At 69.3% G+C, this 14,879-nt stretch carries 15 protein-coding genes; 7 read left to right on the top strand and 8 right to left on the bottom strand.

All coding sequences use genetic code 11. From position 1 onward, the window contains the following. Positions 1–63: 63 nt before the first annotated feature. Complete coding sequence (locus tag ACWDOP_RS05300; protein ID WP_456344028.1) at positions 64–1,050, bottom strand: AurF N-oxygenase family protein; 987 nt, start codon at positions 1,048–1,050, stop codon at positions 64–66. 149 nt (positions 1,051–1,199) lie between these two features. Further along, complete coding sequence (locus ACWDOP_RS05295; protein ID WP_456344027.1) at positions 1,200–1,901, bottom strand: TetR/AcrR family transcriptional regulator; 702 nt, start codon at positions 1,899–1,901, stop codon at positions 1,200–1,202. A 235-nt stretch (positions 1,902–2,136) separates the two neighbouring features. Between ACWDOP_RS05295 and ACWDOP_RS05290 the strand changes: the two genes are divergently transcribed. Beyond that, a complete protein-coding gene (locus ACWDOP_RS05290) occupies positions 2,137–2,820 on the top strand; it encodes an alpha/beta fold hydrolase (protein WP_456344026.1) in 684 nt (227 codons plus the stop codon). Between the two features lie 241 nt (positions 2,821–3,061). Here the strand turns inward: ACWDOP_RS05290 and ACWDOP_RS05285 are convergent, their stop codons facing one another. Continuing rightward, a complete protein-coding gene (locus tag ACWDOP_RS05285) occupies positions 3,062–3,520 on the bottom strand; it encodes a winged helix-turn-helix transcriptional regulator (protein WP_456344025.1) in 459 nt (152 codons plus the stop codon). Positions 3,521–3,606: 86 nt separating this feature from the next. On the opposite strand from ACWDOP_RS05285, the gene ACWDOP_RS05280 reads away from it, so the two are divergent. After that, complete coding sequence (locus tag ACWDOP_RS05280) at positions 3,607–5,037, top strand: MFS transporter (protein ID WP_456344024.1); 1,431 nt, start codon at positions 3,607–3,609, stop codon at positions 5,035–5,037. A 21-nt stretch (positions 5,038–5,058) separates the two neighbouring features. After that, positions 5,059–5,559 carry a pyridoxamine 5'-phosphate oxidase family protein gene (locus tag ACWDOP_RS05275; protein WP_456344023.1) on the top strand — a complete coding sequence of 167 codons (501 nt, stop codon included), beginning with the start codon at positions 5,059–5,061 and terminating at the stop codon, positions 5,557–5,559. Positions 5,560–5,894: 335 nt separating this feature from the next. Here ACWDOP_RS05275 and ACWDOP_RS05270 read toward each other — a convergent pair whose 3' ends face one another. The 5 genes from ACWDOP_RS05270 to ACWDOP_RS05250 form a co-directional block, all read right to left on the bottom strand. Further along, complete coding sequence (locus ACWDOP_RS05270) at positions 5,895–7,046, bottom strand: lipase family protein (protein ID WP_456344022.1); 1,152 nt, start codon at positions 7,044–7,046, stop codon at positions 5,895–5,897. A 58-nt stretch (positions 7,047–7,104) separates the two neighbouring features. Further along, positions 7,105–8,109 (bottom strand): hypothetical protein, encoded by a 1,005-nt coding sequence (locus ACWDOP_RS05265; protein WP_456344021.1) that lies wholly within the window; start codon positions 8,107–8,109, stop codon positions 7,105–7,107. Positions 8,110–8,114: 5 nt separating this feature from the next. Further along, complete coding sequence (locus ACWDOP_RS05260) at positions 8,115–8,333, bottom strand: hypothetical protein (RefSeq protein WP_456344020.1); 219 nt, start codon at positions 8,331–8,333, stop codon at positions 8,115–8,117. Between the two features lie 71 nt (positions 8,334–8,404). Beyond that, positions 8,405–9,388 (bottom strand): alpha/beta hydrolase, encoded by a 984-nt coding sequence (locus ACWDOP_RS05255; protein ID WP_456344019.1) that lies wholly within the window; start codon positions 9,386–9,388, stop codon positions 8,405–8,407. 233 nt (positions 9,389–9,621) lie between these two features. Further along, the gene (locus ACWDOP_RS05250; protein ID WP_456344018.1) at positions 9,622–10,896 is read right to left on the bottom strand and encodes a PucR family transcriptional regulator; all 1,275 of its coding nucleotides are present in this window, start codon (positions 10,894–10,896) and stop codon (positions 9,622–9,624) included. A 342-nt stretch (positions 10,897–11,238) separates the two neighbouring features. On the opposite strand from ACWDOP_RS05250, the gene ACWDOP_RS05245 reads away from it, so the two are divergent. From ACWDOP_RS05245 to ACWDOP_RS05230, 4 genes are all read left to right on the top strand, one after another. Then, entirely contained in the window at positions 11,239–11,973 is a 735-nt protein-coding gene (locus tag ACWDOP_RS05245) for an ABC transporter permease (protein ID WP_456344055.1), read from the top strand. Further along, the gene (locus ACWDOP_RS05240) at positions 11,973–12,833 is read left to right on the top strand and encodes an MlaE family ABC transporter permease (RefSeq protein ID WP_456344017.1); all 861 of its coding nucleotides are present in this window, start codon (positions 11,973–11,975) and stop codon (positions 12,831–12,833) included. Before ACWDOP_RS05245 ends, ACWDOP_RS05240 begins: the two co-directional genes overlap by 1 nt. Before the next feature lie 67 nt (positions 12,834–12,900). Continuing rightward, complete coding sequence (locus ACWDOP_RS05235; protein ID WP_456344016.1) at positions 12,901–13,872, top strand: MlaD family protein; 972 nt, start codon at positions 12,901–12,903, stop codon at positions 13,870–13,872. Beyond that, positions 13,869–14,867 (top strand): MCE family protein, encoded by a 999-nt coding sequence (locus ACWDOP_RS05230; RefSeq protein ID WP_456344015.1) that lies wholly within the window; start codon positions 13,869–13,871, stop codon positions 14,865–14,867. Before ACWDOP_RS05235 ends, ACWDOP_RS05230 begins: the two co-directional genes overlap by 4 nt. Positions 14,868–14,879 lie beyond the last annotated feature (12 nt).

Genomic DNA, 14,879 nt, shown 5'->3' with positions numbered 1-14,879 from the left:
TTGTCACGTGCGGAACTCTCTTCTTCGAGATAGGAGCTTGCCGAAAGGTGGTGCGGGCGCGCCTCAGTGCGCGGTACGGGCGGGCTCGCTGCGGTAGCGCGAGACCGGGCCGTCGATCTTGCAGAGCTTCCACAGCACCCGCGCGACCGGATTCATCAGGCCGAGGCCGTGGGCGAGCATGCGAACGTCGGCGAAGAAGTCGCGCAGGTTCTTCCGGGAGTCCGGGCTGCTCCAGAAGATCTCGTCCACCACGTGTTTCGGCACGTCGCAGTCCTCGCGGAACTTGCGCGTCGGCACCGCGATGAGGTCGCAGATGATGCGCATGGTCGGCGCGAACAGCAGGGACAGCGCGAATTTGCGGATCCGGCCCATCCGCGGCACCGCGTTCTCCAGGTAGTTGTGCGCGAAGCTGATGTGCCGGGCCTCCTCGGCCACGTGGATCGCCATCACCCGCTGGATCATCGGGTGCGTGTCGCGGCCCGCGCGCAGCAGCAGCTTCTGCCCGTGGTCGATGGGCTCCTCGCCGGCCAGCACCATGACGAAGAACCACTCGGGGAAGATCGAGGCCAGGAACGGGACCAGCGGCCCGACGTAGCGCACCCAGGTCCGCATCCCCGGGGTATCCATGCCGATCCGGTTCACCACCTCCTGGAACATCATGGTGTGGTTGCACTCTTCGATGGATTCGTGTGTGCAGTAGCGGAATTCGGGTGAGCCGTTGGGCACCGAGAACACGTACTGCATGAGCCCGCGAATCAGGATGTTCTCGAACTGCAGGCCGACCTTGGCGATGTTGGCCTGCCGCCACATGCCGATCTCGATCTGCCGATCCAGCGGCAGCGCGCGGTACCAGGGGTGCGCGCCGAGCGCGTCCTCCGGGGGCATCACCCAGCGTGGGTCATCGGTTCGGACCGCGAAATCCGGGTGGTCCCAGTCGATATCGAGGTACGGGTCGAAACGTTTGTGTACGGACCCGTAGGACAGGGTCGCCAGCGTGTCGGTGTAGTGCGCGTCGGACTGCGCGGCCGCGGTCTGCGTTGTGGAATTCATCCCCAGCACTCCTGATCGAATGAACGTGACACGGTGTCTCGATCACGTCGTGACACGACCGTACCCCGGCCGGGTGGCGTCGAACAAGGGTGATCGCGACATCGTGTCGCAAACAGAATGTGCGGGCGGCCGCGGGTGCGGCGGCCGGATCAGGCGTCGGTGGTGGTCCGGTCCAGCAACTCGCGCAGCGGCAGGCGCGGATCGATCTCGACGCCGTGCGCGCGGGCATGGCCGTCGATCATGTAGCAGATGGAATCGGTGAGCAGCCGGGTCACCTCGGTCGCCGGGTACTCCCTCGGGCTCGTCCGCATCCAGCGCGTGATCGCGCCGTCCGCCATGGACACCACGGCGAAGGCGGCGACCTCCACCCCGGGCTCCTGGATGTCGAGCAGCGCCATCGACATGCTGAACAGTGTCGAAACGCGTTCCGCGATAGCTGCTTTCGTGCCGGTCACCACCGCGCGCCCGGCCGGGTCGTGACTGCCGGGACCGTGTTCGACCCACTCGTGCAGGCGCGGATGCGCTTCCACCAGCGCCACATACGGCCCGACGATCCCGAAGACGGTGTCGTACAGGCTGTCCGACAGGTCCAGGGTCGGCAGTAATCGGTCCACATTGGACTCGACCGCGAACTCGCGGGTCTTGGCGTCCAGATCCTTGCGATCGGTGAAGTGCCGGTAGACCACCGACCGCCGGATCCCCGCTCGTTCGGCGATGAGCTGCAGGGGAATCTCGGCCCCGGGCTCGGACTCCTCGATGAGGGCGATCAGGGCCTCCATGATCGCGCGCCGGCGCTCCAGGTTGTGGTCACCCCACCGTCCACCGGGAACATCCGCGCTTTCCGACACCATCCGCCAAGCATCCCATCCCGGCCGCGTCCGTATCGTCCCCCGGTCCGCGGCAGGGGTTTCGCCCACGTCGCGCGGATCTCCGCGCCCGGCCCCGGGCCGTCGAGTTCGCGGCCGAGCGGGGAAGATCACTGTGCGCGATCCGGTTGCAGGTGTCGCGTGTTCGGCGGCGCGGTCGTGCCGACCGCCGCCGGCCCGTGCCCGATCCGGGCTCGCCACTAGTCGGAAAGGAGCGGATATGCCGCTCGAGTCCTCCACCCCGGTGCTGTTCCTCAGCGGCGCGGGGCTGCCCGCGTGGATCTGGGACGGGGTGCGCGCCGAGCTGCCGGTGTCCTCGGTGGTCGCGGAGTATCCCCGGGGCGGCCGGGCGAGCCTGCGGGAGTACGCCGAGGCCGCGCTGGCCCAGGCGCCCGAGGGGCGTTTCGTAGTCGTCGCGCATTCGGCGGGCGGGGCCGTGGCCGGTGAGATCGTCGCGGCCGCACCCGATCGGGTGGCGGGGGTGCTCGGGGTCGCCGCCTCGATCCCCGTGCCCGGCGGCTCGTTCGTCTCGGCCCTGCCCGTGCCGCAGCGCTATGTCATCGGGCCGATCATGCGCATCGCCGGTACCCGCCCGCCGGAGAAGGCAATTCGCGCCGGGCTCGGCTCCGGACTGGGGGAGGACGACCTCGCCCGGCTCATCGCCGATTTCACCCCGGAGTCGCAGCGGCTGTACCGGGATCGCCTGTCCCCGCACGCTTTTCCCGAACGGGCCGGCTACGTGGTGACGACCGCCGACCGCGAGTTCGCCCCCGCGCTGCAACACCGCTACGCCGCCCGGTTGACCCCCGCCGCGCCCCGCGAGCTGGCGACGGGCCACCTCCCGATGCTGGAGGACCCGAAAGCGTTGGCGCGCATCATCGCCGAGTTCCTCGAGACGGCCTGATCCGACGGGCCGTCACCGCGGAGGCGGTCCGAGTCCCCGCCTGCGCGCCTGCCTGTGTAGGCGGCGGAATCCGGGTGGGTGTGCGGGCCGCGCCGACCGAACGGGCTCCCGGCGACGTGCGTGCCCGCGGCTGCCTACAAATCCGGCTGCGTACCAGCACACTTCGAGGTCGGCCGAGATCTCGCGGGAGTCGATCCGCTCGGTGGACTGAATTTTCGCGACAGCCGACGACTTCCGAACCTCAGTGCGCGAGCGCCACGGGCAGCGTGCCCGCCTCGGCCAGCGCCTGCTGCCGGTCGTACGCGTCTCGCGCGGCGGCGATCTGGTTCTGGTGCGCCTCGGTCCAGGTGACCAGTGCCTTGATGGTGGTGTGCAGACTCCCGCCGAGGGGGGTCAGCGCGTAGTCCACGCGCGGGGGCACGGTCGGATAGACCGTGCGCTCCACCAGGCCGTCGCGTTCGAGGTGCCGCAGGGTGCGGCTCAGCATGCGCTGACTGACCCCGTCGATCTTGTGCTTGAGTTCGCTGAACCGCAGGGTCCGCTCCTCCAGCAGCGCGATCACCAGGAGCGACCACTTGTCGGCGACACGGTCCAGAATCTGGCGCACCTCGCAGTCGTTGCGCGTGTCCCAATGCTCGGAGTACAGCTCGGAGCCGGTATCCCCGCAGTCACCGGGTGACTTGAATGTGCCGTCTTCCATGAGATCGGATCTTGCCCGAAACTTCCCTGAGTATCAATAAGTAACCGGCCCCACGATGGGGAACCGTAGATCCAGGGAGTTGCACGATGTTGCAATCCGGGCCGCCAGCGGTCTTCACCGAAATGTCCGCCCGCGCATGGGCGGTGCTCGCAGTCCTCAGCGGGGCCATCTTCCTCGAGGGCATCGACGTCGCGATGCTCAACGTGGCGTTGCCCTCGATCCGCGCCGATCTGGGACTGTCCACGGGCATGCTCAGCGGCGTCGTCTCCGCCTACGTCCTGGGCTACGGCGGGTTCATGCTGCTCGGCGGCCGCGCCGCGGATCTGTTCGGCAGGCGGCGCGTATTCCTCTTCTGGCTGGCGATCTTCGTGGCCTTCTCCGGGCTCGGCGGTTTCGCGACCGAGGGCTGGATGCTGCTGACCGCCCGCTTCGTCACCGGCGTCGCCGCGGCGTTCATGGCCCCGGCGGGTCTGTCGATGATCACCACCGGTTTCGCGGAGGGCCCGGTGCGCAATCGGGCGCTGCTGGTCTACGCGGGCGTCGGCGCGGGCGGGTTCTCGCTCGGGATGGTGGTCGGCGGCCTGCTCACCGCGTTCGGCTGGCGCTGGGTGTTCTTCGCGCCGGTGGTGTTGTCCGCGCTGCTGCTGGTGGCCGCGATCTTCCTGGTCCGCGACGCGGACGAGGCGCCGGACCAGCCCGGCGAAGTCGATGCGATCGGCGCGCTCTCGGTCACCGGCGCGATGATGTTGCTGGTGTACGGGGTGGTCCGGCTCGAACACCTCGGCAACAACCCGGGTCTCACCGTCGCGGTCTTCGGCGCCGGCCTGGCGCTGCTCGCGCTGTTCGTGGTCAACGAGCGCCGGGTTCCCGATCCGCTGGTCCGGCTCGGCATCCTGCGTTCCCCGGTCCTGGTGCGCACCAACCTGATCGCGCTGCTGTTCGTCGTAGCCTTCGCGGGCTTCCAGTTCCTGGCAGCCCTGTATTTCCAGGAACTGCGCGGCTGGAGCACGGTGCAGACGGGCCTGGCCATGGCCGTGATCGGCATCGACGCGATCCTCGCGCCACTGCTCACCCCGAAACTGGTGGAGCGCTTCGGCAACGGCCGGGTGATTTTCGGCGGCGTCGTCCTCGCCGCGCTGGCCTACGTCCTGCTGCTGTCCCTGGACCTCGACCGCGCCTACACGGCCATCCTGCCCGCCTTCATCCTGATCGGCGTCTCCTTCGCCCTGGTCTACGGTCCGCCGACCATCGCGGGCACCGCAGGCATCGACGAAGCCGAACACGGCCTGGCCGGCGGCCTGCTCTACACCGCCATCCAATTCGGTTTCGCCCTGGGCGTTTCCGCGGTCACCGCCGTGCACGTGGCCGCCATCACCGGCGGCGCGAGCGGCATGGACGCGGTCCGCACCGCACTGCTGGTCCCCGTGATCGCCGCGGTACTGGCCGGAGCACTCGGCGCGTTCGGCCTGCGCCGCACCGCGGCACCCGTGGAATCCACCACCCCCGCACTTGTCTGAATCGCGAAAAGGACGCTCGACATGACTTCCAAAACAACGGCTTTCGCCGACATCGAGACCCAGTTCGACTACTACATCGGCGAAACCGTCTACGCCCACATGGTGACCGTGGATCGCCAGAACCGCCCTCGCGCCCGGGTGCTCATCCCGGTGTGGGAGACGGTGGACGGCAACCCCGTCGGCTGGCTCGCCACCTACCGCACCCCCGTCAAGGAGGCGCACCTGGCCAACAACCCGAACACCACGTTCTCCTACTGGAACCGCAAGCAGAACTCGGTGCACATCGACGCCACCGCCGACTGGATTCCCCTGGAGGACCTGACAACCCGTCAGCACGTCTGGAATCTGTACCTGAACACCAGCCCCCGGGGCGCGGGCTATCCGCTGAGCAATTTCTGGACCGGCATCGAGGATCCGAAGCTGCACATGCTGAAGCTCGACCCCTGGCGCATCCAGGTGATTCGCGGGCGGGACCTGCGCAGCACGCTCTGGCAGGCCCCCGCCGAGGTGGTGGCCCGCTGACCCTCCGTGTCGAGGACAGCCGAAAGGCCCGGCCCCACAACCGATTCGGTGCGGCTCCGGGCCTTTCCCGCGTGGACGGAGCGGTGTCCGGTGGTCGAGTGCGGCACCACACCTGCCGGGTAGGTGCCTCGGCGCATCGGGTCATCCGGCAGGGATCCGCACGGTGTGCTCTGCCGGGGACGAGGTAACGGTCAGCCGGATTCCCGGTCACCCGGCCGGCCCGGCGCCAGTGTGGTTCCGCCGGCCGAGCTGAACGTCCTGATGGATTTCGAAAAACTGCGTCCAGCAACCATTGCTGGTGCGGCGACGGCCTTCCTTGCGAGGCCGGTGCCGGGTCAAGCGGCGCGACGCCGCCGGCGTCCCTCGCCGAGCTGCCCGGCCAGCCAGGGCACGGCCACTCGCGTATGTGCCGGACCCGCGGTCAGGTGTTCCAGTCCGCGGAAGCCTCGGAAGGTGACGTCCACCCCGAGCCGGGTCCAATCGTCGCGCAGGACGGGGGCCTGCGCGTAGCCCAGTATCTGGTCCCGCTGCCCGTGAGTGAGCAGCACCGGCGCGGCCGGTGCGATCCCGCCGAGCCGGTTCTCCCGGAACCGCGCCAGCCAGTCCGGGTGGGCCATCAGATCCTCGGTCAGGTACCGGTGCCGATCGAAGCGGAACGGCAGCCCGGTGAGGATCTGGGTGACGATGTGCGTATCCGCCAGGCGCGCGGCCATTTTCCGCCCGGCCGGGGTGAGATAGCCGTCGAGATCCAGTTCCGGATACGCGACGTCCATCCCGAGCGCGGTGTACGCGAGCAGCCAGGCGAACCGCCCGCCGTCGAGGAACTCGCCCTGGAATTCCAGATCAGCGGCCACCCCGCCGAGCGCGGCCGCGGCGAGCGGGACGTCGGGCGCGTAGGTGGGCTGGAGCTGTGCGGCCCAGCCCGCCGCGGTCCCGCCTTCGGAATAGCCGAACAGCGCCGCCGGCCCGTCCGGCGGCAGTGCTGCCGCCTCCAGCTGCCGGGCGGCGCGCATGCTGTCCAGCACCGCCGGCCCCAGCGCGCGCCCGACGATGTAGGGGTGCCGCCCCGAAGCGCCGAGCCCCGGATAGTCGGTGAGCGCGACGGCCCAGCCACGCCGCAGCAGCGCCATGATCAGCGCCGTCTCGTATTCGAGCCCGGTGAGCAGTTGCAGTGACGGCGCGCAATGGGCTCCGTGCCCCTGCGTGCCGATCGCGTAGCCGATCAGCGGCCGCTGCCCCGGATATGGGCGGCGCGGCACCAGTACGGTCCCCGAGACCTCGACGGGCGCACCGAGGGCGGTGGTGCTGGTGTACAGCACGCGCCACGCGTGCGTTCGCAGGGCGATGCCCGGCAGCAGCCGCGCGATCATGGGCTCGGCCCGCACGAGGGTTCCCGGCGGCCCCGCCGCCACCCCGTCCGCCGCCGGACGGTAGAAGTCGCGGTGCCGCAGGGCGGCCGCGCGCAGCGGGGTGGTCGGGCGTCGCATCAGCGCGCCTCGGACGGCTGATCGTGCCCGCTCAGCGCATCGGTGATGGTCGAGCATCTCATCGTGCGGCCTCCGTCAGCTGATCGGCGGGTTCGGGCAGGGCGGCGGCGATCCAGCCGCGCAGCTCCTCGCCACCGTACGACGCGATCGCGAGCAACGCCGTTCGGTGCTCGTCCGTGTCGGCGGCGGCCGCCAGCGCTACGACCGTCTCGCGGTCGGCCAGTGCCGGATGCCGGGCGAGCTTCGTGAGGATCGAATCATCAAGTGCGGCAACGCAGGTGAGAATTTCCTTATGTGCGCCCGCGGTGTGCGCGGCGGTGAACAGGATGCCGGTCTCGACATCGGGTCCGCCGAACAGCGTGTCGCACAGCTCACGCCCGATATCCGAGTCCAGCCTGGCGAGCACCGACAGCCCGGCCAGCGCGGTCGCCGGGGCGCCGGAGGTCGCCGTGCGCAGAATCCGCTCGCGGCGTCCGGGCGGCAGCAGCCGGATCACATGTGCGAGGCGCTCGGCGGACGAGCTGAGCGCGGCCGTGTGCAGCAGGCCGGCGTCGTCGCCGATGCCGCGCTCGAAGTCCGCGATCAGCTCGTCGGGCGCGTGGTCCAGAAAGCTCGCGGCGGTCACGTAGTCCCGCCGGGCGAGCAGTTCGTTCGCGGCCGGAATGAGTACCGCGGCCGGGATGCGTGGTGCGAGGACCGCGATCGCGCGCGGATCCAGGAACGGGGCGGCATCGGCCATGTAGGTCGTGGTCAGCGCGCCGAGCAGCCCTGCCGCGCGATCGGGGTGGTCGATGCCTATCGCGCCGCCCGCGCGTCCCGCGACCTCCGGCGGCACCGCCTTGAGCGCGACCTTGGCGGCCAGCGCGTTCGGAATCAACGGGGCCAGCTTCGACACCCGCGCGAAGGTGTCGGCGTGCGCGTCGTAGAGCAGCGCCGAAATCCTTTCGCGCAGTGCGCGAATGTCGTCCGCGCCCAGCCGGGCCAGCGATTCCAGCTCGGCCACCGGGGCGGCCATGGTCTGGGCCAGCAGGTCGAGCTGGCCGCGCGTGACGAGGTCGGTCATCGTTCTCACTTTCCGAACAGAATCGAGCGGGCGGGCCTGCGCAGCAGGGCGGGCAGTACGTTCAGCGCCGAATCCATTGCTTGGAGAAGGCTTTCGTGCTGATCCGTGCGAGCCTGCCGCAGGTGCCGCAGCAGGAGGTCGGCCTCCCGGTCGGTGAGCGCGTCCAGCACGGCGCGCGGCTCACCGCCGAGTTCGGTGTACAGCTCGGCCCTCGGGTCCGTCATACGAGCGATGCTCCTGTCGGGTGAATCGCACGGCGGTGCGATGAATGATGCTCGGGTACTTCGGTTCTCGGTCAGGCGCTGCGGGAAAGCCGGGGCCTGGCGAGTGTCCGGTCCACGAAATCGGCGATCTCGCCGAGCGCGCGGGTGGCCTCCGGGACGAATCCGGACGCCGCCTGGAAGACGTGCACCTGACCGGGCCAGGTCTGCAGTTCGGTGTGCACACCGTGGGCGCTCAGCCGCTCGGCGAGCAGAACCGCGTCGGGATAGACCATTTCGTCGCGGCTGGCCTGGATCAGGGTCGGCGGCAAGCCGGTGAGGTCGCAGTGCGCGGGGGACTCCAGCGCGGTGTCGCGAACCGCCGCGCGCACGAATTCGCCGAAGATCGGCACCATGGCGGGGGCGAACACCGCGCAGGTGGACGCCGACGGCGCAGCCAGTTTGGCGGTGAAATCCCAGTCCGCCAGGGGCGCCATGGCCACCAGCGCGGCGGGTGCGGGCAGTCCCCGCCGCCCGATCTCTATGGCGGTCATCATGGTCAGATAGCCGCCCGCGGAATCACCCATCACCACGATTTCCGCGGGGTCCGCCCCTGAGTCCAGCGCGTACCGGTACGCGTCCACACAGTCCGAGACCGCGTCGGCGATGGTGTGCCGGGGCAGTTTCCGGTACTGCACGCTCAGCATCTGCGCGCCGAGCAGCGTCGCCAGGCGACCGACCATGTGCCGGTGCAGCTGCCGGCCCCCGACCAGGAACGCGCCACCGTGCGCGTAGACCACGAACCGCCCGCCCACGCGTCGCGCCGGGGTGGTCAGCATCGCGGAACAGTGCGGGAGCGAACGGATTTCGCGCTTCACCCCGCGCACCGGCGGCAGCACGCGGCCGAGCTGATCGACCGCCGGATAGGGCCAGCGCCGCTGTGGACCACGCGACCACGCGCTGATGACGGGTTTGACGGAGCCGCGCACGAACGCGTGCACCATCCGACCCTGTCGACTCACCCCGTCGAAATCGGTGCGCGCGAACGCCTGTGGCGCGTCCATGAATTCGGAGCCCATGCCCCTGCCTCCCTCTGCTGCGACACGGCGGCGCGCCGGTGCGCCGCCGTCGCGGTTCCGCCGCGGACGCTCCGCCGGCGGGACCGGGCCGGCGTCGGCAGAAGGCGCCCGGCCGGCGCCCGGATAGTCTCCGGGCACCGGTGGGCACGACCTGTCGCCGCGGCCGAATCATCAGTATTGGCAGTCCAGGACGGGCGCGTCACTGCACCGAGAGGAGAAAGCGCGCGGGCCGATTAGTCTCCGGAAACAAGGCGCTCGACGGGTGTATTGTCCACGCGCGCAGGGCTCTCGGCCGGATAGAGCCGGTGGATGATGAGCGCCGCGGCGATCAGTCGGGAGCCGCCGGGATCGGCCGGATCGATGCCGGTCAGCTCGGCCACGCGCCGCAGACGGTAGCTGAAGGTGTTGGGATGCACGTGCACTTCCGCCGCCGCCGCTTTACGGTCGGCGCCGAATCGGATATGGGCGTCCAGCGATTCCAGCAGATGCGGGTGATCGAGCAGCGGCGCGATGCGGTCGGCGAGCCGATCCCGGGCGGGGCCGGGCCGCGTCAACTGGAACTCCAGTAGTAGATCGTCCAATTCGTAGACCCCGCCCGGGCGTTCCAGCATGGCGGCCAGCTCGGCGAGTTCGGTGGCCTGTTTCGCGGGTTCGGGCAGATCGGCGGTGGCGACCCGGGGCCACGGTACGAGCAGCACCGCAGTCCCGAGCTGCTGGGTGAGCATGGTCGCCAGGCGCAGATATCTGGCCCGGCCGCCGTCGGACCGAACCGGCAGCAGGGCGATGCCGGAGCTGCCGTCGAAGGTGTGCAGCGCGCTGGTGCCCACGAGATCGTCGAGCGCGTTCTGCACCAGGCGCAGGCGGCGCCGGGCCATGGCGTGCCCGGCGAGCGGTTCGGCGTGGGCCGCCGAGCGGACGCGGATGGCGAGCACGTCGTACTCCGCGGCGGGTCTCAGGTCCGCGCTGACGGCGAGCTCGCCGACGTCCGCACCGCGCAGCAGCGCCGCGCACAGCGCCCGCCGGGCGTCGCGTTCGATGCCCGTGAACGACTGCTCGACCGCCAGGTAGTCGTCGGCCATGGCCAGGGTGAGATTGTTCAGCAGGTCGAACAGCGTGAGTGAGAACGCGACCAGATCCGGAAGATCCTCGGGCTCGGCCAGTTCCAGTGCCATGGTCCACAGCCGGCGCGCGCCGCCGAAGAAGGCGTCGATGAGCGCGCGCACCGGAATGCGCTCTTCCACGTGGCGCTGGATCACCGGCGTCATGTGGTCCGAGATCTCGGCGACGCTGAAGGGACGCTGTTCCTGGAGCGAGTGCAGGAATCCGGTCATGGTCGCCACGATGGCGGGCAGCACGTGGGGGGTGAAGTGATCGTCCGGAAGCTCGGCCACCTCCGGCATGGTGGCCAGTGACGCCCCGAACAATTCCTCCGCCACGGTGGGCAGCAGCGCGGTGAAACGCTGGAAGAGGGCGGAGTCGAGATCGAGTTCGGGGCGTACGGCGACCATCGCCAAATTGTCACCGGCGACAGAGTTTGCGGCAAGTTTCCTGAAGAACCGCTTCGCTGGACAGCTGTCTTGCACTCGGGAGACAAAAACCGATCGGGATCTTCTGCGATCCGTGCAGTGACACTCCTCACGCGGCCGCCCTAGATTCGAACACCGGTCCGGATTATTCGGGCCACCGCATTCGGGCCAGGGGAAGGATGCCGCAGGGTGGTAGTCGAGGTCGGCGCGGGGGAGATTCGGAATGCCGGGGCCTCGAGTCGGCGAACCGTGATTTCAACGGTTCGCCAGAATTTTGCTGAAACCGTCTTGGATGCGATTCGCACCTTCGGGCGCGCCGTCGGCATGGCCGAGGAGTCGGTCGTCGTCGCGTGCGGCGATATGGCGCGCAACCGATTCCAGTGGCGCGAGATGATCATTCAGGCCTGGCGGCTGATCACTGTGACCGCGCTGCCCGGATTGCTGATGGCAATTCCCTTCGGGGTCATCGTCTCGGTACAGGTCGGCAATCTGATCCACACGCTCGGTGCGGATTCGCTGCTCGGCGCGACCGGCGGACTCGGCGTGATCAAGCAGGGCGCGCCCATGGCCACCGGCTTCCTGCTCGGCGGCGCGGGCGCGGCGGCCATCGCCGCGGACCTGGGGGCGCGCACCATCCGCGAGGAGATCGACGCGCTGAAAACCATGGGCATCAACCCGATTCAGCGGCTGGTCGTGCCCCGCATGGCGGCCATGCTGCTGGTCGCGCCGCTGCTCAACATCCTGATCATCTTCATCGGCGTGCTCGCCGGATACGTCGTGGCCATCGGCGGGCAGGGCGTCACCCCGGGCAGCTACTGGGCGACCTTCGGTTCGTTCACCACCACCGCCGACGTCTGGGTCTCGCTGATCAAGGCGCTGGTCTTCGGCTTCCTGGTGGTGATCGTGGCCTGCCAGCGCGGACTCGAGGCCAAGGGCGGGCCCCGGGGCGTGGCCGACGCGGTCAATGCCGCGGTGGTGCTGTCGGTGGTCTCCATCGTGGTGGTGAACCTGGCCATCACCCAGCTCACCGCCATGTTCCTGCCGACCAGGCTGGCGTGATGGCCGCGCCCTACCGGCCCCGCGCCCTGGCCTGGACCGCGCGGGTGCCCGGTCCGCGCGGTGTGCTGCGCCCGTTCGAATCGCTGGGTTTCGCGGCGGGCTTCACCTGGCAGGTGCTCTCCGCTGTTCCCCTGGCGCTCATGCACTATCGCGCCGAGACGCTGCGGGCCATCACCAATATGACCTGGGGCCGCGGCTCGGTGATCGTGGGTGGCGGGACCGTGCCCATGATGATCGTGCTCGGACTGGCCATGGGCGCCTCGGTCGGCGTGGAGTCCTTCGCGACGCTGAACATGCTGGGCCTCGGGCCGGTGACCGGCGTTGTCTCGGCCTTCGCGACCACCCGCGAACTCGCTCCCATCGCCGCCGCCATCGGATTCGCCGCCCAGGCCGGGTGCCGCATGACCGCCGAGATCGGTTCCATGCGCATCTCCGAGGAGATCGACGCGCTGGAATCGCTCGGCCTGCGGTCGGTGCCCTTCGTGGTGACGACCCGCGTGATCGCCGGGGTGGTCGCCATCGTGCCGACCTTCCTGGTCGCACTGGTGCTGAGCTACCTCGCCTGCCGGGGTCTGATCACCCTGGTGCACGGGCAGCCCGCCGGTGTCTACGACCACTACTTCTTTCAGTTCATCTCCGGATTCGACATGCTCGCGGCGGTCGCCAAGGTCGCAGTCTTCAGCACGGCCGTCATTCTGATCCATTGCTATCAAGGGTTTTTCGCCGTCGGCGGACCGGAAGGCGTCGGTATCGCCTCGGGCCGGGCGGTCCGCGCGAGCTTCGTCGCCATCATCGCGATCGACATGGTGCTCTCCATCGCGCTGTGGGGATTCAACGCGGCCATCAGTTTCACGGGATAGGGATATGCCGCACTACGGAATGCCTGGTGTACAGGTCGACAGAAGACAAGCGCTCGCGGCGGGGGCCGTGATCACCGTCGTCGTGACGGCGATCGTGGTCGCCTGGACGGTGACCTCGGGTCTGCGCGAACCCGACCGGGTGCCGGTCACCCTGCGGACCGAGCGGATCGGCGAAGGTATTCGGCCCGGCGTCGACGTCCGGCTGGACGGGCTCGCCGCCGGCACGGTCGACGATATCGAGCCGGGAGAGCTCGGTACGCAGTACATTCGGCTGCGACTGGACCCCGAGGCCGCGCGGGCGCTGGACGACAGCATGTTGGTCGACTACGCCGCCGCGAACCTGTTCGGCATCAGCGAGATCGACCTGCGCCGGGGCGCGGGCGGTGCGCCGCTGCGGGCGGGCGCGGTGATCGATCTGACCGGTCCGGCGGCGGCCAAGGCGTACGACGCCACCATGGGCAGTCTGCTGCGCTCGCTGTCGCAGGTGACCAATGACGTGCTCACGCCGCAGCTTTCGAATGTGCTCGCGCGCATCGCCGGTGATGTGGGCGCTTTCACGCCGCTGTTGCAATCGATGGTTGTGCTGGCCCGCACGGTCGCCGACACCCGCACGGTGCCGCTGTCCGAGCAGTTCGGGGCCTACGGGTCGACCCTGGACGGTGTGGGCGTCTTCGCGGACGCGATCGTGGACGTGATCGGGCAGGTGTACCGCATCGACGTATTGCGCACCGACAGAGCGAAATTCGACGCGACCATCGACATGGTGGTGCAGCGCCTGTTCCCCGCGCTGCAGAACACCCTCTACCACGCCGGTGATCAGTTCTCTGAGTACGCGGGCATGCTCGCTCCGATTCTGTCCGATGCCGCGGCGATGGTGCCGGAGCCGCAGCGATCCAGTGCCGAACTGCGCGCACTGCTCGACAGCCTGCGCGCGGCCATGCCCGACACCGGGGCGGGGCCGGTCCTGAACGTGGATCTGGATCTGAGACTGGTTCCGGCACTGGCCGTTCCGCTGGGCGTCGCCGCGGAGGCACGATGAACACGGCGGTGCGCGCGGGCTGGCGACTCCTGGTGTTCGCGGCCGCCATGCTCGTGGTGCTGGCGCTGATCGTCACCGCCATCCGCCGGCCGGTGGCGGGGGAGACGACGCAGTTCCAGGCGCTGTTCACCGACGCCAACGGCCTCAAGACGGGCGACGACGTCCGCATGTACGGCGTCCAGGTCGGCAAAGTGAAAGCCATTCGCCTGCAAGGGAATCTGGCCGCCGTCGATCTCGACGTCGAGAACGACTCCGCGATCTACGACAACAGCAGGTTCGCCATCCGCTATCAGAACCTGACCGGCCAGCGGTACGTGGACATTCAGCAGGCCGCCACCCCGGGTACCCGCACCTCCCCGGGAACCGATGTCGGCACCGATCGTACGGTGCCGTCCTACGACGTGACGAGCCTGTTCAACGGGCTCGAACCGGTGCTGTCCACGCTCTCCCCGGAGGCGCTCAACCGGTTCGGCGAGAGCATGCTGGCGGTCATCGACGGCAACGGCAGCGGCATCGGCCCCGCGCTCGACGCGATCGGTCAGCTCAGTTCGTACGTGTCCGATCGGCAGGCCGTGATCTCCACGCTGGTGCGCAATCTCGCGGAGATCTCCGACCGTATCGGTGGTCGCTCACCGCAATTGGTGACACTGCTCGCCAAGCTCTCCGATGTCTTCGAATCACTGCAGGTCAAGATCGACGGCCTGATCGACTTCGCGCTGACCGCCCCGCCGGTGCTCGATCCCATCGACCGGCTGCTCGCCACGGCCGGTCTCACCGAACAGCGGAATCCCGATCTGGACGCCCTGTTGCGCACGGCGTTCCCGAATCCACAGGACATCCTCGACATGTTGAGCAGGCTGCCCGGCGTCGTGGCCGGTCTCGGCGCCACGCTGCCCGGTGGCGGTGCTGCCGAATGCGGCCGCGGCGCCGCGGACATCCCCGCGCCGCTGGCCATCCTCGTTGCCGGACAGCAGGTGACGATATGCCGTCGCTGAGGATTCCCGCCG

It is taken from the genome of Nocardia sp. NPDC003693, from assembly GCF_053981095.1.
This window is presented reverse-complemented; position numbering and strand designations above follow the sequence as displayed.

What these genes read in the sequence shown, in the direction of transcription:
- ACWDOP_RS05300 (WP_456344028.1), bottom strand. Translation starts at nt 1,050, where the DNA reads ATGAATTCCACAACGCAGACCGCGGCCGCGCAGTCCGACGCGCACTAC.
- ACWDOP_RS05295 (WP_456344027.1), bottom strand. Translation starts at nt 1,901, where the DNA reads ATGGTGTCGGAAAGCGCGGATGTTCCCGGTGGACGGTGGGGTGACCAC.
- ACWDOP_RS05290 (WP_456344026.1), top strand. Translation starts at nt 2,137, where the DNA reads ATGCCGCTCGAGTCCTCCACCCCGGTGCTGTTCCTCAGCGGCGCGGGG.
- ACWDOP_RS05285 (WP_456344025.1), bottom strand. Translation starts at nt 3,520, where the DNA reads ATGGAAGACGGCACATTCAAGTCACCCGGTGACTGCGGGGATACCGGC.
- ACWDOP_RS05280 (WP_456344024.1), top strand. Translation starts at nt 3,607, where the DNA reads ATGTTGCAATCCGGGCCGCCAGCGGTCTTCACCGAAATGTCCGCCCGC.
- ACWDOP_RS05275 (WP_456344023.1), top strand. Translation starts at nt 5,059, where the DNA reads ATGACTTCCAAAACAACGGCTTTCGCCGACATCGAGACCCAGTTCGAC.
- ACWDOP_RS05270 (WP_456344022.1), bottom strand. Translation starts at nt 7,046, where the DNA reads ATGCGACGCCCGACCACCCCGCTGCGCGCGGCCGCCCTGCGGCACCGC.
- ACWDOP_RS05265 (WP_456344021.1), bottom strand. Translation starts at nt 8,109, where the DNA reads ATGACCGACCTCGTCACGCGCGGCCAGCTCGACCTGCTGGCCCAGACC.
- ACWDOP_RS05260 (WP_456344020.1), bottom strand. Translation starts at nt 8,333, where the DNA reads ATGACGGACCCGAGGGCCGAGCTGTACACCGAACTCGGCGGTGAGCCG.
- ACWDOP_RS05255 (WP_456344019.1), bottom strand. Translation starts at nt 9,388, where the DNA reads ATGGGCTCCGAATTCATGGACGCGCCACAGGCGTTCGCGCGCACCGAT.
- ACWDOP_RS05250 (WP_456344018.1), bottom strand. Translation starts at nt 10,896, where the DNA reads ATGGTCGCCGTACGCCCCGAACTCGATCTCGACTCCGCCCTCTTCCAG.
- ACWDOP_RS05245 (WP_456344055.1), top strand. Translation starts at nt 11,239, where the DNA reads ATGGCCGAGGAGTCGGTCGTCGTCGCGTGCGGCGATATGGCGCGCAAC.
- ACWDOP_RS05240 (WP_456344017.1), top strand. Translation starts at nt 11,973, where the DNA reads ATGGCCGCGCCCTACCGGCCCCGCGCCCTGGCCTGGACCGCGCGGGTG.
- ACWDOP_RS05230 (WP_456344015.1), top strand. Translation starts at nt 13,869, where the DNA reads ATGAACACGGCGGTGCGCGCGGGCTGGCGACTCCTGGTGTTCGCGGCC.